The sequence below is a fragment of the Maridesulfovibrio zosterae DSM 11974 genome, from assembly GCF_000425265.1.
GTDB classification, from domain to species: domain Bacteria; phylum Desulfobacterota; class Desulfovibrionia; order Desulfovibrionales; family Desulfovibrionaceae; genus Maridesulfovibrio; species Maridesulfovibrio zosterae.
Window position 1 is genome coordinate 35,439 of the sequence record NZ_AUDC01000016.1, and the last position, 22,171, is coordinate 57,609.

General features: G+C 42.8%; 19 protein-coding genes. 8 read left to right on the top strand and 11 right to left on the bottom strand.

Annotated elements, in window-relative coordinates; all coding sequences use genetic code 11:
* Positions 1 to 39: 39 nt before the first annotated feature.
* Genes H589_RS0110305 through H589_RS0110315 form a run of 3 tightly spaced genes read right to left on the bottom strand, consistent with a single transcriptional unit; the run spans position 40 to position 3,677 of the window.
* Complete coding sequence (locus tag H589_RS0110305) at positions 40 to 267, bottom strand: YgdI/YgdR family lipoprotein (protein WP_027721932.1); 228 nt, start codon at positions 265 to 267, stop codon at positions 40 to 42.
* 56 nt (positions 268 to 323) lie between these two features.
* Complete coding sequence (locus H589_RS0110310) at positions 324 to 1,976, bottom strand: glycosyltransferase (protein ID WP_027721933.1); 1,653 nt, start codon at positions 1,974 to 1,976, stop codon at positions 324 to 326.
* Between the two features lie 9 nt (positions 1,977 to 1,985).
* Complete coding sequence (locus H589_RS0110315) at positions 1,986 to 3,677, bottom strand: CgeB family protein (RefSeq protein WP_027721934.1); 1,692 nt, start codon at positions 3,675 to 3,677, stop codon at positions 1,986 to 1,988.
* 185 nt (positions 3,678 to 3,862) lie between these two features.
* Between H589_RS0110315 and H589_RS0110320 the strand changes: the two genes are divergently transcribed.
* Complete coding sequence (locus H589_RS0110320) at positions 3,863 to 4,576, top strand: CatA-like O-acetyltransferase (protein WP_051249717.1); 714 nt, start codon at positions 3,863 to 3,865, stop codon at positions 4,574 to 4,576.
* Between the two features lie 152 nt (positions 4,577 to 4,728).
* Here the strand turns inward: H589_RS0110320 and H589_RS0110325 are convergent, their stop codons facing one another.
* The 4 genes from H589_RS0110325 to H589_RS0110340 form a co-directional block, all read right to left on the bottom strand.
* Complete coding sequence (locus tag H589_RS0110325; RefSeq protein ID WP_027721936.1) at positions 4,729 to 5,757, bottom strand: aspartate-semialdehyde dehydrogenase; 1,029 nt, start codon at positions 5,755 to 5,757, stop codon at positions 4,729 to 4,731.
* A 115-nt stretch (positions 5,758 to 5,872) separates the two neighbouring features.
* Positions 5,873 to 6,748 (bottom strand): methylenetetrahydrofolate reductase, encoded by an 876-nt coding sequence (locus H589_RS0110330; RefSeq protein ID WP_027721937.1) that lies wholly within the window; start codon positions 6,746 to 6,748, stop codon positions 5,873 to 5,875.
* A gap of 190 nt (positions 6,749 to 6,938) precedes the next feature.
* On the bottom strand, positions 6,939 to 7,349 hold the full coding sequence (locus H589_RS0110335; protein ID WP_084146958.1) for a (deoxy)nucleoside triphosphate pyrophosphohydrolase: 411 nt from the start codon (positions 7,347 to 7,349) through the stop codon (positions 6,939 to 6,941).
* A 36-nt stretch (positions 7,350 to 7,385) separates the two neighbouring features.
* Positions 7,386 to 9,380 carry an ABC-F family ATP-binding cassette domain-containing protein gene (locus tag H589_RS0110340; RefSeq protein WP_027721939.1) on the bottom strand — a complete coding sequence of 665 codons (1,995 nt, stop codon included), beginning with the start codon at positions 9,378 to 9,380 and terminating at the stop codon, positions 7,386 to 7,388.
* A 470-nt stretch (positions 9,381 to 9,850) separates the two neighbouring features.
* On the opposite strand from H589_RS0110340, the gene H589_RS20650 reads away from it, so the two are divergent.
* Entirely contained in the window at positions 9,851 to 11,584 is a 1,734-nt protein-coding gene (locus tag H589_RS20650; protein WP_084146960.1) for an outer membrane protein assembly factor BamB family protein, read from the top strand.
* Positions 11,585 to 11,888: 304 nt separating this feature from the next.
* Entirely contained in the window at positions 11,889 to 12,161 is a 273-nt protein-coding gene (locus H589_RS0110350) for a GIY-YIG nuclease family protein (RefSeq protein ID WP_027721940.1), read from the top strand.
* On the opposite strand, the gene H589_RS0110355 is transcribed toward H589_RS0110350, so the two are convergent.
* Positions 12,162 to 13,235: a glycosyltransferase gene (locus tag H589_RS0110355; RefSeq protein WP_027721941.1), complete on the bottom strand. Its 1,074-nt coding sequence runs from the start codon at positions 13,233 to 13,235 to the stop codon at positions 12,162 to 12,164.
* Positions 13,236 to 13,454: 219 nt separating this feature from the next.
* Here H589_RS0110355 and H589_RS0110360 point away from each other — a divergent pair, with 219 nt between their 5' ends.
* From H589_RS0110360 to H589_RS19645, 4 genes are all read left to right on the top strand, one after another.
* Positions 13,455 to 14,150, top strand: coding sequence for a FadR/GntR family transcriptional regulator (locus tag H589_RS0110360; protein ID WP_027721942.1), 696 nt, complete (start codon positions 13,455 to 13,457; stop codon positions 14,148 to 14,150).
* Positions 14,151 to 14,177: 27 nt separating this feature from the next.
* Positions 14,178 to 14,975, top strand: coding sequence for a sulfite exporter TauE/SafE family protein (locus H589_RS0110365; protein ID WP_027721943.1), 798 nt, complete (start codon positions 14,178 to 14,180; stop codon positions 14,973 to 14,975).
* A 41-nt stretch (positions 14,976 to 15,016) separates the two neighbouring features.
* Positions 15,017 to 16,027 (top strand): alpha-hydroxy-acid oxidizing protein, encoded by a 1,011-nt coding sequence (locus tag H589_RS0110370; RefSeq protein WP_027721944.1) that lies wholly within the window; start codon positions 15,017 to 15,019, stop codon positions 16,025 to 16,027.
* Between the two features lie 923 nt (positions 16,028 to 16,950).
* A complete protein-coding gene (locus H589_RS19645; protein ID WP_035075824.1) occupies positions 16,951 to 17,727 on the top strand; it encodes a substrate-binding periplasmic protein in 777 nt (258 codons plus the stop codon).
* Positions 17,728 to 17,878: 151 nt separating this feature from the next.
* Here H589_RS19645 and H589_RS0110380 read toward each other — a convergent pair whose 3' ends face one another.
* Together H589_RS0110380 and H589_RS0110385 are read right to left on the bottom strand one after the other, a co-directional pair.
* On the bottom strand, positions 17,879 to 18,742 hold the full coding sequence (locus H589_RS0110380; protein WP_027721945.1) for a DNA polymerase III subunit delta': 864 nt from the start codon (positions 18,740 to 18,742) through the stop codon (positions 17,879 to 17,881).
* Between the two features lie 12 nt (positions 18,743 to 18,754).
* Entirely contained in the window at positions 18,755 to 20,035 is a 1,281-nt protein-coding gene (locus H589_RS0110385; protein ID WP_027721946.1) for an adenylosuccinate synthase, read from the bottom strand.
* Positions 20,036 to 20,416: 381 nt separating this feature from the next.
* Between H589_RS0110385 and H589_RS0110390 the strand changes: the two genes are divergently transcribed.
* Positions 20,417 to 21,742 (top strand): transglycosylase SLT domain-containing protein, encoded by a 1,326-nt coding sequence (locus H589_RS0110390; RefSeq protein ID WP_245577111.1) that lies wholly within the window; start codon positions 20,417 to 20,419, stop codon positions 21,740 to 21,742.
* On the opposite strand, the gene H589_RS0110395 is transcribed toward H589_RS0110390, so the two are convergent.
* Positions 21,674 to 22,057 carry a hypothetical protein gene (locus H589_RS0110395; RefSeq protein WP_027721948.1) on the bottom strand — a complete coding sequence of 128 codons (384 nt, stop codon included), beginning with the start codon at positions 22,055 to 22,057 and terminating at the stop codon, positions 21,674 to 21,676. The two genes, H589_RS0110390 and H589_RS0110395, sit on opposite strands and share 69 nt — an antisense overlap.
* Positions 22,058 to 22,171: the final 114 nt, after the last annotated feature.

Sequence of the window (22,171 nt, forward strand, 5' to 3'; positions counted from 1 at the left end):
GAAACTAAGAAGCTTTGATCATCCGTAAAAATAAAAAGACTACTCTTTATTCTTAATAATCTCTTTTATATCTTCGCGCTTGAGAATGACATCCTGCCCATCAAGATTTTCAAATTTATAGGTATTTGAAGCCTTAACAAACTCAGGCTCCCCTGCACTTGTAACAGTAGAGCCGTCAGCTTTAGTGATGGTGTAATGCTTGCTACCGCAACCAACCAAAAGCATAGGCAAAGCACACAAAACAGCTGTAATAAGAATTTTTTTCATATTCTACTCCTTATAATATTTTATAAGAGCATAACAAAATATAAACCCTATAACAATCAATCCATACTTCTCATCATCTGCCCGAGTTTCAGTGATTTTTCAGTAAAATCATTTTCAAGCCGCTTAACATCACGGTCAATAATTCCGGCAACCTCGCTGGCGGAGTACTTTGACTCCAGCTTGATCACATTTCCTGCCCCGCTACCCCGCGCTGCCCGGCTTAAAGCAACAGCAGATCCTGATTTCCGTTTATGTTTAACTTTAAGATTACCTTGGTAAACTGCTGTTTTCCCGGCTTTAGCGAGCATAAAATCATGGTCAATATCGTCATATTGAGTTGGAGCGAAGCGCAGATCAAAATCTCCGATCTCCTGCAACACCGACTGCCGGAACAGATGAAAACATCCGGTTACGGATACGCACGGTCTGCAAAAATCAAACTGACCATAATCCAGATCCTGATTATACGGGTCCATATATGAAAATTCAAAACTGCGAACGGTATCTTCAAATCCATGAGGAGTTTCACGCAGATGAATATCAGCATGCTGAATAACTTCTTCCTGCCCGGCATTAACAACCCGGCAACCCCATACCCCTGCATCAGGATATGATTCTACCGCAGCACTGAACTGCGCCTGCCAGTCATCAGGAACAAAAGCGTCGTCATCCAAGTACGCAACATAATCATAATTCTTAATTTCAGATAAATTTTTTAGCCAGTTACGGGCTGCTGGAGCACCAATATTTACAGGTAGCTCTATGTATTTAAATTTATCTCCCAGCTTATCCTGCCACTGAGCCATAATCTTGCTGGTTGAATCACTGCTTCCGTTATTGAGCGCAAAAATATGAATATTATCCAAAGGCGTAGCTGCCAGTGATTTCATTGTCTCATTAAAGTCCGGACCCTTGTTGTATGTGTAAAGGCATACGGCAACCTTACCTTTAAGGAATTTACTGCTGTGGCCATCCAGAATACGATCATAAACTTTAAACCATGTATTCACCTGCCAGGGACGTGCATTCATACGGTCCCGCCAGAGAATCATAGCTTCCTCTCTACGTCCCATCCGATCTAAGGCTTCAGCAAGATGAAGTAGGCTTTCACCTGTAATAAGCGATCCGCCTGATGTATCGGAATAAATTTTCTCTGCCTTTTCATAATCTCCAGAGCAAAATGCTATATCACCGGCATATTTATTAACAACAATATTCATTGATGAAGGCCAGTCTCTTGCCAGCGCTTCACTGGCAACTTCGTGGCGCCCCATAAAAAAAGTCAAATCCATAAGGTGTGACAACCAAAATAAATTTTCAGGCTGCCTCTCAGTCTGTTTTGAGAGATATTCCAGCAATTTTTCTTTATCGTCTTTAGCTACAAGTCGTTGCAGATAGCCTAAGCTCTCAGGTATCGAGCTGTTACCTGCTATAAGCGAAAGAGTTTCAACAAGTTTGTCGGATAAAAACTGAAGCTGCTGATTTATTGCAAGCAGATTTGATGCAAGCTGACCATCAAGAGGACTTGTCTCCCATGCAGCCAGAAACATATCCACCCCGACATCAATTAATGCGCCTTTCTCATTACTGCCCTCAGCACTGTTAATAATGAGGTTGGCCGTTTCCATAAGATGCATTTTACCGTGCCCGGAGACAAGAAGCCTGTAACGGGAGGCGGTATCAAGCTGCCGCCAGAATAAACCGGTCATAAATTCTCCCTACCCGAAGGTTACTCGCATTTTTTCAATCAAGTCCTGCAGCCTATGCTCATAAGTATGACTGGCCAGAATACGTTTACGGGCGGCATTACTGATGCGCTTTCGCCCGCTTTCATCTGCCAGCCATTTTTTAAGCAACTGTGGAATTTCGCTAACATCATCGTATGAAATTATTTCTTTGTCCGGCTCAAATAAATCTTCCATCTGTTCGCGGTAATCAGTAAGTACAAATCCGCCACAGGCCGGAACATCAAAAATTCGCTGATTAACCGCTCCCTTCATCTGCCGGCTGGTACAGTTAAAACTGACCTTGGACATGGGATAAAATGCAGGAAGATCAGCGTAATAATCAAGAGAGCTCAAATAACGCCAGTCCCCTCTTTCCAGTAACGAATCCCAGCCGTCATCACCGACAATAAGCGGATTAAAAGGCAAAACAGCTTTAATACAAGACAGGCGATACTGGCGTGTTGCCTCCCATGTGATCAAAGCTTCAAACGATAATCGGTGCTCGTCACTTGGAAATTTTTCCATTTCATCCAGCAGTTCTGGATGCAAATTCTGTAAAAACTTTTCCACAGAAAGTTCATCTGACGCACCGAACTCCTCAGCAAGAACGGAATAACCAGACAAAAGTGAACCTGAAATGCCTGATTCACGTATGGTTTTCTCCACGGCGCAGACCATTGAATTACCGACAAATGAGACGTCGGCACGCCACATAGATTTGCCTGCAAGATCCGGCCTGAACCGCTTTGGATCAGTTGCCAGTGGCAGATAAAAAATATTCTGAAAGCCTTTTTCACGCATAATATCAAGATTTCCGGCATCATACGTAAAAATAGCAGTCAAATCAGGTAGTACATCTTTATAACGATAAAGAATAAGTTGCGGATTATCTACAAACCATGAAGCCAATGGGAGCTTTAATTTCAGCAGAAGTTCAGTAAGTTTTCCCTCACGGTCCACACCGAAATGATTCACAGTCAACGCAAAGTCAGGTTTAAAATCCACGACAGCTTTAAGTAAATCCTCTACAAAACCATCACGAACTGTGTCCCCCAGACCAATATCGATACTGCAATAACTGAGTCCAAGCCGCTCCATCGCTGCCGTTATTTCTCCGGTTAAGAAATAAGGACGGTTAAAAAACAGAACTTTCGGCTTAGTATTTTGAAATTTAGGATAATCAGCCTGCGCCCAAAAATCCACAGGAGCATTACTTTTTTCAGCCTCTAAAGTTTCAGCAAGAGCTGCATACCAGTCCCGATCAAGTCTCAGATAGAGCGGTACTTTAATTATTTCAAGAAGTCCTCCACCATTTCCAGACCACCACTTACGGACTTTATCCAGAGCATCAACGGCAGTACCATCAACCCAGGTGACCTGTGCGTGACTTTTAAGTTTATCTGCGCCGCTTGCTCTAGCAATGAGCGGATCATTATCAACGACAATAACCGGTCCACGCTCGGCCAGTTTTTTAATACACACACCAAGCCCTGCGCCGACAACAACAGGTATAACACCCGGTTGCACGGCATCTGCAAGCAGGGTTTCGCGCTCTGCTCCTTTGCGGCCCCATAGATGCCATTTCTTGCCATCAATAAATATACGCACATCGGTAACAATGTTTTGCTCGAAAATAGGTTCGACTGTATAAGCTCGTTTTTGCATACTGGTTATGTAAGTCATTTCAGCCACCAGTGACAATGCCTGAAAAGCATTTTTTTACGCCCTGCAACGGTTTACTTTTACGCGGCAATCTTTAATAAATCGGTCTGTGCATGCTCAAAAGATTATTGAGAAGCATAAGAAAATTAATATGTCACATAAATTTAATGATTTATGATTCCTAATTTTAACCGAAGCGTATCAATATGAATAGTAATATTAAGACCTTAGACAATTCACTTATTCCTGAAAGCAATATGACTGTAATTGATCTTGAAACATGGGAAAGGACTGAGCATTTTAACTTTTTTCAGGCCAGCCGCTCCTGTCAATTCGGTTTGACTGTGCAGGTTGATGTTACGAATCTATATAATTTTCGTAAACAGGCAAATAAATCCGGCCGGGGACTGCGTTTATCCGACATTCTGTATTACTTTGCTACCAAAACAGCCAATGCCATTCCTGAATTCAGAACTCGCATTGTCGACGGCAAGCCCGTAATATTTGATGTGGTACATCCAGCTTTCACTTACATCCCTAATGGACGTAAGCTGCACGCCAACGTGCTGGCTGGCTACGCCGAAGACTACTCTACGCAGTCAAAAAATTTCGATTCAGCCCGTATGCAATCCGACAGAAACCCGACATTAACACCGAAAGGTGGTGATAAGCAAAACCTGCTTTATTTCAGCATCGTCAGCGGAGTCCACTTCAGCTCAGCTTCAAACCCCTGGGGTGACTGTAACACTGATACCGTACCCCGTGTACTTTTCGGACAGATTTCAAACTCGGATTCAGGCAGAAAGATACTTCCGGTTTCACTTGAAATGCTGCACAGTCTGGCTGACGGACAGCACACGGCTGAATTTTTTAAAAAATTCACTGAAATGTGCGAAAACCCGGAAAAATTTATTGAATAACTTTACCCAAGTTATGCTTAAGCATCTTGAAATCAGGATAGATTGAACACATTTGATTCTATACAGTTCAAAAAAGAAACGGGGTAACCTTTGAAATGAATTTCAATGGTTACCCCGTTTTTATATTTCAATAAAATTCTGTCGAGACAGAATTATTTCACCCGAACTAAATCACGTGCAATGAGAGTTTCAGCAATCTGAACAGTGTTGAGTGCTGCACCCTTACGGATGTTATCGGAAACAATCCACATATTGAGACCATTTTCAATGGTTTCATCTTCACGGATACGACCAACATAAACATCATCTTCACCTGCACAATCAATAGCCATAGGGTAATGATGTTTTTCAGGAAAATCGATAACAGTAATTCCGGGGAAGTTAGCGAGCATGTTACGGCATTCTTCAACTGTAACTTTTTCTTCAGTTTCGATGTTAACAGACTCGGAATGGCTATAGAAAACAGGAACACGTACGGCTGTTGCGGTGACTTTGATTGAATCATCGCCCATGATTTTTCTGGTCTCATTGACCATTTTCATTTCTTCTTTGGTATAGCCATTATCCATGAAAACATCGATATGAGGCAGGCAGTTAAATGCAATCTGGTGCGGGTATACATCAGCTACAACGTCACGATTATTGAAAAGTCTGCTGACCTGAGTTTCCAACTCTGTGATGGCTTTCTGTCCGGTACCGGATACAGCCTGATAAGTGGAAACAATAATACGTTTGATCTTTGCTGCATCGTGGATAGGTTTGAGCGCAACAACCATCTGAATAGTAGAACAGTTGGGATTAGCGATAATACCGGGATGCCAGTCCAGATCTTCAGGGTTAACTTCAGGCACTACGAGAGGAACCTTGGGGTCCATTCTCCAGGCGCTGGAGTTATCGACGACTACACAACCAGCCTTGGCTGCAAGAGGAGCAAACTTCTCGGAGGTACTGCCGCCAGCGGAAAAAAGAGCTATATCAAAACCTTCAAAAGAATCTTCTTTCAGTTCAATAACAGTCAACTCTTCATCTTTGTAAGGCACCTTGGTACCAGCAGAACGTGAAGATGAAAAAGGTACGACTTCAGATGCAGGAAAATTTCTCTGCTCAAGAACTTTGAGCATTTCACGACCGACTGCACCGGTTGCACCAACAACAGCAACTCTAGGATTCTTTGTACTCATAACTAAACCTCCGTATGCTTGAGCTGAACTATCATGATAATTCAGTTTTTATAGTTAAATCACTTTAGGCAACCCCAATCACCCGAACTGCATGTTCGCAGTTCTCACATCAGCCTTATTTAAATTTAAGAGCCTGCCCTATTTCAAGACATGCTTTTGCTCTGTTCAAAGTATAAAGATGGACTCCGGGAGCACCGCCATCAAGAAGCTCCTGCGCCTGTCTGGTAGCGAATTCAATACCAAGTCTGTACACAGCATCATCTCCGCCCTCTTCATGTGCTTTCTCAAGAGCACTTAAAAATTTTCCGGGAATTGCTGCACCGCACAATGATAAAATAAATTTGGCAGACTTAAGGCTCATAATAGGCAATACGCCGGGAACTACCGGAACATTGATACCCATTTCAGCCAGACGTTCGCAAAAATCAAAATAGACGCGGTTATCAAAAAAGAGCTGGGTGATAATAAATTCACCACCCTCATCAATTTTAAACTTCATCCATTTAAAATCTTCCTTAATGGAGGGAGACTCAAGATGTGCTTCAGGATAACCGGCAACGGCAATCCCGGTTCCTGGATGCTCATTTTTTACATATTTAGCGAGGTCGGAACCGTGTTTGAAAGCTTGGGTGTTGAAATCGAAATCTTCATCATCGGCAGGCGCATCACCGCGCAGGGCCAGAATATTCTCAACACCCGCTTCCCTCAGGGCTGAGACGAATTTACTGATATTCTCCGGACTGGCACCAACACAGGTCAAGTGAGCAAGTGGCTCAATGCCCGCATCCTGCTTCATTCTTTTAACAATTTCAAGTGAATTGTCTTGTGCTCCACCACCTGCTCCATATGTAACTGAAGCAAACAGAGGATTTAAAACTTTAAGCTTATCCACAACCTCAAAAAATTTGGGCCATGAATCGCGATCCTTAGGAGGGAAAAATTCAAGTGACAAAAAAGGTTTATTTTCTTTAATCAAATCAACAATTTTCATATATATCTCCTAGGTTGCCTCCGGCGGACTAAGTGTAAAAACACTTTGGTTTTACATAAAAATTCGGGAACTGACAGATTCCAAATGAATTTCAACGTCTTCAGATAAATCCACAGGGGCTTAATTTTATTATTAAAAAAACAAAATATTATTTTTAAATACTTAGAAAACCGTCACCCTGATACAGATATTACCGGCTGCAAAGTTCACGTTCTTTAAGCATTTTCAGTATCTCGTAATTAACAGGCAGGAAATTAACATCGCGCATACTTTTAAGATCAAACCAGTCAAATTTCTGATTCTCAAGTGATGCAACATTGCCCGTAAACTCCCAGACATCAAAAAAATTTAGGTGGACAGTATATTCAGGATACTCAACAACTCTGTCCATCCAAAAATCATATTTCACAGGGGTAACACCAAGCTCTTCCTGCAATTCACGGATAAGTGCGTCCGGCAAAGATTCACCAGATTCAACCTTCCCGCCGGGAAACTCCCACCATCCAGCGTAATCTTTACCCGCTGGACGTTCAGCCGAAAGAAACAATCCATCTTTCCAGATAATTCCGGCAACAACACATATGGGGGTTAACTCAACCAAAATAAAGCCTTATGCTGTTTTAGCCCATTAAAAAAACTAATCATCTTCCAGAAGCTGCTTCTTCCGTTCTTCCAGTTCGGCTATTTCTTCTTCAAGCACGGCCATTTTTTCCATCAGTTCATCAGCCCATGCGCTTGTCTCAGTATATCTGGAATTTAATTCAACAGCAGCACCTCCGTCGTTATAAAGCTCGGGATCATTAAGCTTTACTTCCATTTCAGCCTGTTCTTCAAGGACCTTTTCAAGACTTTTCTCAAGCTTTTCATACTCGGCAACACGCGGTTTAAGCTCTTTATACAATGAATTACGTATTTCAGCCTGACGTCGCTTATCTTCTTTAGAAAGTTTGCGAGTTGCAGGTTTGTAACTCTCGCCCAGCTCGTCAACCTGCGGCTCACGAGTAATTCCAGCTAACTTCTCTTTACGATATTTATCGTATTCTTTAAACGAAAAAAATGTTTCGATTCCCGAATCAGTCAAGGCCCAGATTTCCTCAGCAACCTCACCAAGCAGATAACGGTCATGCGCTACAAAAAAGAGTGATCCGTCATAATCTTTAAGCGCACGAATTAAACCTTCACGACTTTCAAGATCAAGATGGTTGGTAGGTTCGTCAAGAATAAACAGGTTGGCCCGTGACAAAAACAATGACGCAAGGATGAGCCTGTTTTTCTCACCACCGGACAGTGCTGAAATTCTGCGTTCAAAATATGATTCGCCCAGAAGAAATAAACCTAGAACACTTTTGAGCTGCTCTTCAGTTGTATCAGGATCGCACAGACGGCGAATTTCTGACAATGCAGTAGCTTCATCACGTAGAATATCGCTCTGATGCTGACTGAAATAGGCCAATGAAGTATTCTGGCCGATTTTTGCATAACCGGAATTAGGAGTCAGCTTGCCCATTATAACTTTGAGCAATGTTGACTTACCTGCGCCGTTGGGAGCTGCAAGAGCAACTTTTTTACCGCGAAACAACTGAAAATTAAGATCTGGCCACATGGACGGAGGCTTACCATCATAGGAAAATTTCAGATCAACCACGCTGATTGCAGCTTTATCACCACGTTTGGTGGGAGGCAGGCGGAAACTGAGAGTTCTACCTGAACGATTGAGGCTGGTCTCTTCCTTAATCTTGGACAGTTCTTTTTCCAGCTTGCCCACCTTCTTCATTTTGGACTGAGCCTGAGCAGCTTTGCGAGCTTTAGCCCTGAAACGCCGGATATAGTCATTTTCAGCTTCAATACGAGCTGAAAGCTTTGCTGCTTCACGGCTGCGCTGTATGGCATTTTCAGCCTGCCATTCAAGAAATTCAGTAAACGAACCACGACGCATGGATGGACGGCCCGCCCCCAGAAAGAGAACATGAGTTCCGACCTTATCCAGAAAAATACGGTCATGAGCTACATAAATTACCGCCCCGCGAAAAGCCAGCAGGTAATTTTCAAGCCACTCTACAGCTTCAAGATCAAGGTGGTTGGTAGGTTCATCAAGCAGCAGCAGATCTGCTCCCTGCAAAAGCACGCGCCCCAGCTTGGCACGTTCACGCCAACCGCCGGACAGTTCTTTAATTTTACTGAGCATATCGTGCTCGGAAAAACCAAGTCCGGTAAGAATTGTTCTGGCTTTGTGCTCGGGATTGTATCCGAACTGATGTTCAAGCTCGGCCTGCTTTTCAGAAAGCCTGGTCATGAGAGCCTGATCATTGCTCTGTCCGGCCTCCTCCCACTGTTCCCAAAGAGTATTCCACGACGGAAGCGCAGATAGAACCCAGCTCAGTAAAGAGTGCTCAAGGATTTCTCCGGTAAGCTCCTGCGCCACGTAACCTATACGTGCTCCTTTGGAGATAGAGAGAACACCGGCGTCCGGTTCAATGATTCCGGCGACGAGCTTAAGCAGGGTGGATTTACCGCAGCCGTTAGGTCCGGCAACGGCAAGACGCATTCCCGCGATTACTTCGAACGAAAGATCGGAAAAAAGATCTTCTCCGTTGTATGATTTTTCAAGGGACGTAATAGTAACTCTTGGCATTAAAAACTCCAAACTGCGGAAGCTGTAGGCGCTGCTCCCGAAAGGGCAAAATATTCAATGAAATTTGATATATGAAAAATTCAGGCTGCGCATAAAGGCAGCAAGTGACATATGCGAAGTAAGCCAATCAAAGTATAGGTAAGAAGCGCAGAAAGCAAGGGAAATAGGATGATTTAGAATTTCGCATCAAAATTCACAGTACGGATGTTCACATAAGACCTTTGACAAAACAACAGCATAATGATAAACAAATTATAAATTAGACTAATATTTATATTACATTAAAACCAATTAAATATATAATCTATTAATTAATTTATATGTATGTCTCACCCAGGACAGACCGCAATGAAACTAACAAAATCACAAGACACACTACAAGATACAATAGTAAATATACATAAGCATAAAACTTATATAAGCACCATTACATTAACATGCGCATAAAATGTAGAGAGAAATATAATTCAATGAAATACATAAATCACCCTTCCAAATGTAAGAATATTAAGTTCTCAACCTATCTCATTACTCTCTTTATTCTGCTATTATCTTCTGCCATAGCGCAAGCCGCCCCGGGAGACAAGAAATGGGCATTTGCAACAGGAGATACCATTGCCACTTGTCCGGCTATCGGATACGATGGCACAATTTATGTAGGATCATATGACGGCAAACTATATGCGCTGAACACTGACGGAACTAAGAAATGGGCATTTAGCACAGACGACTTCCTCCATTCTTCACCAGTTATCGGCTGTGACGGAACCATCTATGTAGGATCACTTGATAAAAAACTATATGCAATTAACCCGGATGGGACTCAAAAATGGGCATTTACTACAGGTGATATGATATATTGCACACCGGCTATAGATTGCAACGGAACCATTTATATTGGATCACACGACAATAATTTATACGCAATAAATCCGGACGGAACTCAGAAATGGGCATTTACTGCAACTGGCTCCATAATGGGATCTCCCGCTATCAGCCATGATGGAACCTTCTACTTTGGATCACACGACTCCAATATATACGCTTTAAATCCGAATGGAACTCAAAAGTGGGCCTATACTACAGGTGGAATGGTGCGCTCTTCACCAGCTATAGGTAGTGACGGAACTATTTATGCAGGGTCGGCTGACAAAAATTTGTATGCACTGAATACTGATGGGACCCTGAAATGGAAATTTACTACAGGTGACGATGTACGCTCCTCACCCGCCATCGCCTGTGATGGGACTATTTATGTAGGGTCGGATGACAACAATTTGTATGCACTGAATACTGATGGAACCCTGAAATGGAAATTTACTACAGGTGACGATGTACGCTCCTCACCCGCCATAGGCAAAGACGGAACTATCTATATTGGATCATTCGATAAAAGACTGTATGCCTTGAACCCCGATGGCAGCCAGAAATGGGCATTTAGAGCATCAGGTTTTATTGGAAGTTCCTCTCCCACAATCGATAGCGATGGAACTGTTTATGTTGGATCATCGGATAACAACCTCTATGCCTTAGAGGGAGACTCAGGGGGGCTGGCATGTTCTCCCTGGCCTAAATTCCACCAGAACACTAAAAATTCGGGAAGATATATCGGATATGGAGTTGCAAGCAGCTTGACCCAGGACACAGGAATTATAGTCGGAGTTTCAAACTGCTGCGAAAAAGCAATTACTCTAACAGAACTGAAAAAAAAATATTCCTTTACAGGCTATGCCAACAGTTACACAGTTAGATCCTTCAATGCCACCATTAACATTAGCGGCGGACACGGAACATTTGTATTAAATTCAACTAAAATTCCTAGCGGTAGGGTCTCTGATTTTCAGCTCATAAAATTCTACGATTCAAAAGGGATCTCCAGACAGTCTGCCTCCTACGCAGCATCCGGACCGGAGTACAGTGTTGATGGAAGCTGGTGGATTACCGACTCCAACGGAATTCATATGGCTCCAAATGATACCACCACTCCTGGCTCTGAATACTTTATATACTTCGTAGTTAAAGATAATGGCATATACGATGAAAATGACACATTAGGTGTGATAACCGACCCGGTTGCGGTAAGTATCTCTTCCTGCACCGGCTGCACCCTTAATCCCAATGCAGATTTTTTCATTGAATGGCTGTTTATGGGGCTTGTCGTTGTAACTCTGATGCTTAGAAAATATTTCAAGCAAAGAGGTTAAATACAACTGAATATACCTACCACAAAAGCCCCGCCTTAAACTCAAGGCGGGGCTTTTATAGTACAAAACTATACTGATTTATTTTACATCGAATCTACTTTTTTGAAGAAGCAATAAAACTCATCGCTTTCCTTGCAAACATCCTCTGTTGCCCAGTGTGTCAGGGCTATTTCTCCACAGATGGCTGCCAACCGGGTTAAAAGGCATGCAGCTTTCCGCATACACTGCAGCTACTTCCCGTTGACTATAAACTCATACGGAATAATTTTTTGACCAAAGTCCGGCAAAAAGCTATCTGGGCTTCATGAACACATGGTACGTATATCTGCTCAGATGCAAAGATAATTCACTGTACTGCGGAGTAACGACTGATCCGGCACGCAGACTTGAAGAACACAATAGCGGAACAGGCGCAAAATATACCCGCGCAAGGCTTCCGGTCACAATGGAAACATTTGAAAAATTCCCTGACAAACGCTCTGCCTATCGGGCTGAATATGCGGTAAAACAAAAACGTGCTGCTCAGAAAATTAATTTCCTGAAGGAACTGGCAGCTCAGGAAAACAATCTAGATTAACTAATCTTCAAACTTTTTCAAAGCCTTACACAAATCCTGCTTCTGCAATTCAGATGAATATGCCTGTGAAACAGTCCTGCCGTTCCTTTTCAGTTCAGCGCAAACTTCGGCATCCAGCGCTTTGTGCAAAGCTGTTACCAGATCAGCAGTTGATTGCGGGTCAAAATAAAGAGCATAAGCCCCGACCTTTTCTTCACAGATTTTATCAAACATGTTGTGCGCCGGAATATTTGAAAGAACGCATACACATCCTGAAGCCATTCCCTCAAGAGCAGGCATTCCAAACCCTTCCGAAGTAGAGGCTGAAACAACAATATCAGAACGATTATAAAGCCCGGCCATTTCTTTATCATTCTGCTGAACAAAAAATTCATCTACTACGCCGGACTCTTCTTCCTCAGGATAAATCTTAGTAGGTGAAATCCTTATAAAATTAATGGGGGTTGTTTTTTTAATTTCTCTAACTGCATCAAAAACTCTTGGAATATTCTTAATTCCTAAACGGTAATCCCCGATGCTGAGTACAGTAGGTGTAGCATTAACAAATTCATAATCCGTAGTGAACAATGAATGATCCACTGTATTCCTGATAAAATATGGAATCTTACCATATTGGTTCTCAAGAGAATGTGCCATAGGATGACAAGGCGTCCATGCTGTAACTTCCGATCGGTAAAAACGTTCAATACCGATTGTCTGCAACTTGAATTTAGCTTTGAGAAACAACCGCCCTGCTAAAGATGAATACTTCGGTAATTTCATTTTACCAGCATAATAACTATTCAAGTCATTTAATTCCATACGCTGATAAAACATAACCAGATGCGGCATTTCCGGCTTTAAGCATGTCTTAAGGTCAGTGAGTCTGGTCACAACCAGCACATCGACCTGTCCGGAAATGTCCTGAGGATCAGCAACTACTGTACATGGCACATGAAAAGGATATGTGGTCGCAATACGTTTAACGAATAGTTTCGGTTCATGTCCAAGATCCTCAAGCTGCTTCAAATGCTGATTGATTACCTTGGTTCCACCGGTAAGATTCAAATCTGAAAGATAGTACCCGACTCTCAATATATTCACCTTCATTAAGAATTATTGCAGAACATTTCCGCATAAGTACGGCTCAATGCCATGTGCAAGCGGTTCTAACAGCTAAGTTCAGTAATTTCTATACATAGTTTAAGGCAGACAGAATTACCTGTCATATCAAAATATTTGCTTGCCAGCATGTTGGAATTGGTGATATTGGTCTGACCAATTAAACAAAATAGAAAATTGGTAGGTCCCATAGTGATTGCTCAAAACAAAACTGATTCTGTTTACCTGTCCGTAGCCAAGCAGATTGCGGAACTGATTGAATCAGGTGAATTCAAACAAGGGGATAAGCTCCCTCCTGAACGGACGTTAGCTGAAAAATTTCAGGTTTCACGCAGCTCTGTACGTGAAGCTATCAAATGTCTGGCCCAGAAAAATCTGGTGGAAAGCCGCCGTGGTGACGGAACGTATATATTGACTGACATAGATGCAGATATTTTCGAAGCCTTTACTTCAGCCTTCTCAGACCAGAAAAAAAGACTTTCCGACATATTTCAATTCCGCATGGTTGTAGAACCGCAAATTGCGGCCCTTGCAGCTATGGCAATGGATGACGAAACCTTAAATCGTTTGAAGGTCATTATTTTCGACCAGCAGACCAGAATGCGTAATGGCGAGGATTGCAGCGACCTTGATACCCGTTTGCATCTTGAAATAGCTAAGTCTACCGGAAACAGTATCTTTCCAGAGATGATGACGGCACTAAACCGCATTGTCGAAGAAAGCCGTTCCAAAATGCTGCAAAGCCCTGAGCGACAGGAAAAATCTCTTGCCGCACATTTCAATCTTCTCGAAGCATTTGAAAAGCGCGACGCAGCCAAAGCCCGTGAAATTATGATGCAACATATTAAAGAAATTGAATCCGTAACAACAAACTCGGATTTAAAATAAAACTGTTCGCACAGCGAGGACTGATCAATGTTTTCAACTCTTCTGATTTTCATCGTTTTAGGTATTTTTGCCGGGATTCTTGCGGGATTGCTCGGCATAGGCGGAGGACTTGTAATTGTACCGATTCTGGTCTTTACCCTGCCCCCTCTGGGCATACCGGAAGTTCATCTGATGCACATCGCACTTGGAACTTCACTGGCCAGTATCATTTTTACATCCATATCCAGTATGCGTTCGCACAATAAACGAGGCGCTGTACGCTGGGACATTTTTAAAGCCATAACCCCGGGTATTCTGGTAGGAACATTTCTTGGTTCTATCTCAACATCATTCATGAATACCAACATATTAAAAGGAATTTTTGTTATATTCCTTTACTACGTTGCTTCTCAGATGCTGTTCGGTCTGAAACCAAAAGCATCCAGACAGGTTCCCGGCCCAAAAGGCATGTTCACAGCAGGCGGAGTGATTGGTATTTTCTCCAGTCTTGTAGGTATCGGCGGCGGTACTTTGTCTGTTCCATTCCTGACTATGTGTAACATCGTCATTCACACTGCAATCGGGACTGCTGCAGCAATCGGGCTGCCTATTGCACTGGCCGGTACTGCCGGATATTTATGGACAGGAATCGGTGTAGCTGGACTACCTGACTACTGCATCGGCTACGTCTACCTACCCGCTTTAATCGGTATCGTGTCAGCCAGCATGCTGACCGCACCAATCGGAGTACGTCTGGCTCACAGCCTGCCGGTAGATAAGCTGAAAAAAATATTCGCAATTCTGCTTATTGTAGTGGCAACCAGAATGCTTCTCACTATTTTCTAAAACTATTCCAGTAATAAATTAACATTTCAGGAGATTTTAAGATGAAAGAAGTACGGAATAATGCACGTGATTTGATGAAAGGATACTGCAAAGTCTGTCCCGTATGTAACGGCAAGGCATGCGTTGGCGAAGTCCCGGGAATGGGCGGACTCGGCACTGCTGCAAGTTTCAAAAACAATATCAAAGCACTCGAAGACATTAAGCTGAACATGCGCACCATTCATGAAGCCAGCGAACCTGACACCTCTGTCAGCATCATGGGGCTCAAGCTGGATATCCCCGTTATCGCAGCGCCTATCGGTGGTGTTGAATTCAACATGGGTGGTAAAGTAAGCGAGCTTGATTACATCTCCTCCAAATTAAAAGCCTGCGCTGCCAAAGGAGTTATCGGCTGTACAGGTGACGGAGTGCCTGCGTTTATTCATGAAAGCGGCTATGCTGCAATCAAGGAATGCGACGGCCACGGTATTCCTTTTATCAAGCCGTGGGAAGAAGAAGAGCTGCATATGAAGCTTAAAAAAGCAGAAGAAACAGGCTGTAAAATTATCGGAATGGATATTGACGCTGCAGGACTTATCACCCTTAAAAAAATGGGCCGCCCTGTTACTCCTAAACCAATGACAAAACTGCGTGAGATCATCAAATCCGTTAACGCTGATTTCATTCTAAAAGGAATTATGACTCCTGATGAAGCCCGTATGGCTATCGATGCCGGAGCCAAAGGTATTGTTGTCTCCAACCATGGTGGACGTGTACTTGATTCCTGCCCCGGCACTGCCGAAGTTCTGCAAGAAATATCAAAAGCTGTTGCCGGACAGTGCTGTGTCATGGTTGACGGAGGCGTACGCACAGGTCTTGATGTTCTCAAAATGCTTGCACTGGGTGCTGACGCAGTAATGATCGGACGCCCATTCTCAGTAGCTACTGTCGGCGGCTTGCAGGAAGGGGCTGAAAAATATATTGATCAGCTCAAATCAGAACTGACTCAGGCTATGGTTCTTACCGGAACTGAAAAAGCAAGTTCAGTTGATATAAATATTTTATATCGTTAATAAACTTCATAAATCAGATTCTTCTGCAATCTCTCGGATTTCCAGAAGACACAAGGTTGGTGTAACCAATTTTTATTATTACATAAAAATACGTCAGCCAAAGATACAGACTCATCCGGAATCAGGTTTTTAATAGTCCTGATTCCGGATTTTTTTATTTATTTTTAAATATCTATAAGAAGTTTGCCAGAAAATATATTTTTCCTATTGACGAATAAACTTTGCAGCGTTATCTTTAAGTCAATGGCAGAGGTAGTTACGAAAGTAGCTATTCATTAACCCTCAAAGTGGGAGTGATATTCGATTTGAAATCACTTTCTAACAGAGAGCCTTCCATAGAGGCTCAACGTGAGGGGAGCCAAACGCGAGAGTTCTTTGTGACCTCCTAGGGCCCATGGAGAGACTGGAAACAGCCGGTTATTCCGGCACAGCGAACAAGGACCCCCTCGAAAGCGTTAAGAGTTTAAGTATCAGTTTAACTTGTAATTAACCATTAACATCGGTTGAAACGCGTTTATATATAACTTGTAAACAACCGCTAATCATGGTTGAAACGCGTAGTTTAGAAATAAATAAACACATCCGATAACAGGTTGAAAGAGCGTTACTTGGTAATTGAAAGAAAAACCAATAACTTGGTTAGGAAGCGTTACAAAAGTAATTTGAAAACAACCTTTAACATGGTCAAAATGCGTTAAAGTGGTGACCTGATTATCAACCACTAACCGGTGTAAAAAACGCGTTTAACGAAGTAAGTTAACAACATGTCCTTAAAGCCCCCGCCCAATACTTTTGTATTGGGCGGGGTTTTTTATTTTAATGTTTTTAAGACTGAAAAAGATAGACATGCACCTGTGTTCATGTATTTTTATAGTAATGAAATACTGTTATTTCAGAAAACAAGCCGGTGTAGGAGGATTCAGATGAAAACCATGAATGCTAATAGAAAATATCAAATATATTCATTATTAGCGTTCTCTATGTTTTTTTATTTATTATTTCCCAACGTCTTATATGCAAAAAAACTTGATATGGCATACATTGAATATCCACCATACTTCTATACAAACAGTACCAGTGGAAAAGCTGACGGATTTCTTATCAAGTTGACTAGCAGAATTTTAAACAGAGCAGGTATTGATTTCAGATACGAAAAAGTTCCAGTAAAGCGTATTCTGAAACAAATGAAATCAGGCAGATATATGGGCTCGGTCGGTTGGTTTAAGACAAAAGAAAGAGAAGAATTCGTTCAATATTCATTGCCCATATTTAAAAACAAACCGACTGTAGCGGTAATACTGAAAAAAAATATAAATAAATTACATGATCTAACTAACTTAAAAGAGATTATGAAAATTCCTGATTTGAAAGTAGCTATAATTGATGGGCACTTTAAAGGGAAATACATAGACCAAGTAACTAGCCTTTACCCTGATAAAACATTTTATATTTCCGGGAAAAAAAAGCAACTGCTCCCCATGATTGCAGCAGAAAGATTTGATATTTTTTTTATTGCCCCTGAAATATCCTCTTCGCTCATAGAAAGTTGTGGGTACGATGTAAATGACTTTATGCTAATTCCGTTAGAAGACGTACCAGCAGGAAACTCAAGATATTTAATATTTTCAAATACAGTCAGCAAACAAGTTGTAAATAAAATAAATAGAGCTATAGAAGAAATTTTGAACGAAGCAGATTGAAGAATTCTAACCCGCTACAGTAGAAAAGTCATTACAACATCCCTTCTAATCACAGATCAATCAAAGCAAGCAAGGTTGAATGCAATCATAGCATTTTGATAGCAGGGATGGAGATTCAGCGAAATGGTCCTGATACCCCAGGCACCAGAAATCAACGACGTTTCTTAGGCATAGCAGCAGTGCATACCCAGTCAAGAACAAGAGCAGGATTTACGTTGTAATTTAATGATTCCTGAGCCTTGCTAAGAACCAGATCAAGACGGCGTAAACCTTTAGGATCAAAAAGACCTGAAAGAGCATCTGCAGAGCGGGTTGATCTAGGATCTATAAGTGCATTTTTAAGTTCACGCTGACATCCTGCAACCACCTTCAAACCAAGTTCCCTGTCCAGAGCTCCTTTTGCTGATGTGCGGGAAAACCAGCCTTGACCGGACCGCCAGAATTCAACCATACCTCGTACCCACTCTTCTACTTCAGGCGTATTACGGGCATCAGTAGGCCAGGCAAGAGTCATAACCCAGCTACGGGAGACAAGAGTCTCCAGCAATCGCTCACGCTGCGGCGCTGTAAGGACAAAAACATTACCCGGGCGCGGTTCTTCCAGTGTTTTCAGGAGTGCATTTGCTGAATTACCGTTAAGATGCTGCGCTTCTACAACAACGGTAACGCGTGTCCCCCGGCCATGGGGCGGCTGGCCCCAGACCGGGAGAAGTTCGCGAATAGATTCTACAGAGATATCCTGCTTAAGTGTACCGCTATCATTTTCTTCACGGTCGATCAGGAGGAAATCATTAAAGGCATTGTCTGCAATCTGCAGGCATGACTGACAGCTCCCGCAAGGGACATCACCGTTCTCACAATTTAGAACGCAAGCCCAGTAACGGGCCATATCAAGCCTGTCCTGAGTGCTGCCGCCTTCGATCAACAGGCACTGCGGAGGCTGCTCTGCCAGTCTGGCAAAACGGGGCAGAACCAGATTCTGCCGCGATGCAGTCTCTTTGATACCTGTAAACATAATTAATACAACTTATCTTACTATAGTCTGAGCACGATCCGGTCCGACAGAAACGATAGCCACTTTCACACCGGACAGTTCTTCAATGCGTGAAATGTAATTACGTGCTGCTTCAGGAAGATCTTCGTAGTTGCGTGCTGTGGTGATATCTTCATCCCAGCCGGGCATGGATTCGTAAACCGGAGTTACTTCAGCCATGGAATTCTGTTCCTGTGGAGGATACTCAACTGTTTCGCCGCGATACTTGTACGAAACACAGATTTTGATTTCTTTGAGTCCGGAAAGGACATCCAGCTTGGTAAGCGCAAAATCAGTGAGATCACAAAGTCTTGCTGTTTCACGCAGAACAACCATATCCAGCCAGCCACAACGGCGTTTACGGCCTGTAGTTGCACCGAATTCATGACCGTTACTCTGCAAAGTATCACCAATCTCGTCCTGCAGTTCGGTTGGAAAAGGTCCGGAACCGACGCGGGTGGTGTATGCCTTACAGATACCGGTGATACGTTCAAGATGACGGGGTCCGCATCCTGCGCCTGCAGCAGCATTACCTGAAACAACGTTAGAAGAAGTTACAAACGGATAGGTTCCATGGTCGATATCAAGATGCACACCCTGTGCGCCCTCAAAAAGAACTGACCTGCCGTTCTTGTTTTCATCCTGAATTACGCTGGAAACATCGCCGAGGTAAGGTTTTACTCTTTCAGCGATGGGCAGCATGTCCTGATACACTTTCTCAGCGTCAAGAGGCTCTGCATTAAAAAGTTTTTCAAAAAGGACATTTTTTTCCTGCAAACCTACTTCAATCTTGCTGCGCAGCAGCTCAGGATCAGCTAAGTCTGAAGCACGGATACCCACACGACTCATTTTATCCTCGTAGCAGGGGCCGATTCCGCGTCCTGTAGTACCGATTTTGCTTTCAGCGGACTTCATTGATTCGCGGCAGTTGTCCAATTGTTTGTGGTAAGGCATAATGATCTGAGCTTTTTTACTGATCATCATACGCTCGGGAGAAACGTCAACGCCTTTGGCTGCAAGACCGTCAATTTCCTTCAGGAAAACTTCAGGATCAAGTACGACTCCGTTGCCGATAAGACATTTTTTACCGGGATGGAGGATTCCAGACGGGATAAGGTGCAGTATACACTGTTCACCATCAACAACAAGGGTATGCCCTGCATTGTTACCGCCCTGAAAGCGTACAATCGCTCCTGCTTTTTCAGCAAGCATATCAACGATTTTACCTTTACCTTCGTCCCCCCACTGGGTTCCTACAATTACGGTATTCGACATTTCTAAAGTGCTCCTTCTACAGTATTTCCTCAGGTCACTTTCCGGACCGGGAATTTTTTTCTGTAATTTGATTACTTGATAGCGGCACTGCGTCTGACGTATATAATGAAGGGGTCATTTTATGTTAACACAAATAAACCCATTCCCTTTGGCCGTTCATTTTGATACCTCACATAGCGAGGGTCTGCTAGTACTTCGCACGGCAGACGGGTTTTAATGGGTAAAAAAAGTTTCGGGGAAATGTCAATACATCTATTCAAATTAAATCGCCTCAAGAAGGGCGACATGCTACTTATTTCACAACATTTATTCAATATTGTTGTGTGGTTAGCTGTTTTTATTTTTTTTACATACTTATATTCAATAAAACGTGACATTCCATTGCCGACTCGAATCAGAGTTGCAGCAGTCGATATAGAAAGAGTTTTTCCAAGACTTTCACCGTGGGGCCCCGGTTTTGACCGTGAGCTTCTTAATGGGTTTGCTGACTACGCAGGAGTACAGCTTGCAGTAACAGCCTACCCGACGCATGAAGAAGCCTTTTCAGCTCTGCTTAAAGGCAAAGCTGACCTTATGCTGGCCACAGGTTACAACCCGCAAGAGATCCCCCCCTCAATTCCAATTGCTGCAGGACCGATCTATGAACAAAATCCAGCTATAATGCTGCATAATATCCGTAGATTTGAGCTTAGAACACCCTTTGAACTGTGCGGACAGGATATATTTGTCCCGCACCATTCAAACCTTCTTCAGACTTTCAGGAACCTTCAGGAACAGCTTGACTGCAGTCCCAATTTACTGACGAGCAGCAATTCCAGTCATCTCGACTCGCTGCTTAAATACAACGATGACAAAAATATCCGGTTTCATCTGGTGGAAGCAGGAGCTTTCAAGCCCATACAACCTTTTCTCCATAGATTACGTGTGACAGATCAATTTGGAGATGATCTTGAGTACCGCTGGTATCTACGTAATGATATTTACGGTTTAAACCAGCAGGTCGAAGATTACTGGAATCAGGTAACAACCAATGGAACTGTTGCCGATAAACGGGAAAAATATTTCGGTTTCATTCCAGAAGAAACTGATTTTTATGATCTTTACAGCCTGCGCAAAAATATTCGCGAAAAACTTCCGCGTTACAGTAAATATATTAAAGGTGCAGCAGAAAAATACGATATAGATCCTATACTCCTGACTGCGGTAATGTATCAGGAATCTCAGTTCAACCCGCTTGCACGCAGCAAGACAGGTGTGCGCGGCCTGATGCAGCTGACAAATGACACAGCAGAACTTCTGAACCTGAGCAGTAGACTTGACCCCAAACAGGCTATTTACGGAGGAGCACACTATTTAAAATTTTTATGGAACAGGCTGAAAAATAGAGATGTTACAGGCTGGAATCGCTGGTTTTTCACACTGGCGGCATATAATCAAGGACTCGGACATGTTTATGATGCTATTAATGTAGCTAAATACACCAATAAAAATCCGGAAACATGGCGTTCTCTTAAACAGGTTTTTCCGCTTCTGACCCGCACTAAATATCATTCAAATACAAAACACGGCTACACACGTGGGTATGAAGCCGTGGATTATGTCGACAGTATCCGGTACTATTACTATATTATGAATGGACTAGCCATCCTCCCGGGGCTTGAGGCGAATTACCTTGTTCCGCTTGTCAACGGAACTGTTTCCAATTGATGATCCGGTGGAACGGCTTTTCACCCCTCCTGCAAAAAGATCATCCTCACTTTTAGCAGGAATAAAATCCGGACGAGGCGACATGGCTTCAGGACCGCATGAATCTGCCCAGTGATAATTAAAAAGCTGGTTTTTAAGCCTTACAGCCTGTATCATTCCAAACACAACTGCGGCTTCCTCCCATTTTCTGGTGGGCTGAAAATCAGCAACTTCTGCTTCGTACTTGTTCCAAAGTTCGGTCAATGATGCTTCATCATAAGCATTTAGTTGCTTCGCTAATTTAAGCAAGGCCTTTTCCATATATCCTTCTGACATAAAATCTCCTAAAGTGAGTAATGATCGGAAGTATTAAAAAAGATTATAACTTTCTCATCCCTTCCATGTGGTTGACCCTAGCAAAAAGGTTGCTGGTACCGCAATTCAAAATTG

What these genes read in the sequence shown, in the direction of transcription:
- H589_RS0110305 (WP_027721932.1), bottom strand. Translation starts at nt 267, where the DNA reads ATGAAAAAAATTCTTATTACAGCTGTTTTGTGTGCTTTGCCTATGCTT.
- H589_RS0110310 (WP_027721933.1), bottom strand. Translation starts at nt 1,976, where the DNA reads ATGACCGGTTTATTCTGGCGGCAGCTTGATACCGCCTCCCGTTACAGG.
- H589_RS0110315 (WP_027721934.1), bottom strand. Translation starts at nt 3,677, where the DNA reads ATGACTTACATAACCAGTATGCAAAAACGAGCTTATACAGTCGAACCT.
- H589_RS0110320 (WP_051249717.1), top strand. Translation starts at nt 3,863, where the DNA reads ATGAATAGTAATATTAAGACCTTAGACAATTCACTTATTCCTGAAAGC.
- H589_RS0110325 (WP_027721936.1), bottom strand. Translation starts at nt 5,757, where the DNA reads ATGAGTACAAAGAATCCTAGAGTTGCTGTTGTTGGTGCAACCGGTGCA.
- H589_RS0110330 (WP_027721937.1), bottom strand. Translation starts at nt 6,748, where the DNA reads ATGAAAATTGTTGATTTGATTAAAGAAAATAAACCTTTTTTGTCACTT.
- H589_RS0110340 (WP_027721939.1), bottom strand. Translation starts at nt 9,380, where the DNA reads ATGCCAAGAGTTACTATTACGTCCCTTGAAAAATCATACAACGGAGAA.
- H589_RS20650 (WP_084146960.1), top strand. Translation starts at nt 9,851, where the DNA reads ATGAAATACATAAATCACCCTTCCAAATGTAAGAATATTAAGTTCTCA.
- H589_RS0110350 (WP_027721940.1), top strand. Translation starts at nt 11,889, where the DNA reads ATGAACACATGGTACGTATATCTGCTCAGATGCAAAGATAATTCACTG.
- H589_RS0110365 (WP_027721943.1), top strand. Translation starts at nt 14,178, where the DNA reads ATGTTTTCAACTCTTCTGATTTTCATCGTTTTAGGTATTTTTGCCGGG.
- H589_RS0110370 (WP_027721944.1), top strand. Translation starts at nt 15,017, where the DNA reads ATGAAAGAAGTACGGAATAATGCACGTGATTTGATGAAAGGATACTGC.
- H589_RS19645 (WP_035075824.1), top strand. Translation starts at nt 16,951, where the DNA reads ATGAAAACCATGAATGCTAATAGAAAATATCAAATATATTCATTATTA.
- H589_RS0110380 (WP_027721945.1), bottom strand. Translation starts at nt 18,742, where the DNA reads ATGTTTACAGGTATCAAAGAGACTGCATCGCGGCAGAATCTGGTTCTG.
- H589_RS0110385 (WP_027721946.1), bottom strand. Translation starts at nt 20,035, where the DNA reads ATGTCGAATACCGTAATTGTAGGAACCCAGTGGGGGGACGAAGGTAAA.
- H589_RS0110395 (WP_027721948.1), bottom strand. Translation starts at nt 22,057, where the DNA reads ATGTCAGAAGGATATATGGAAAAGGCCTTGCTTAAATTAGCGAAGCAA.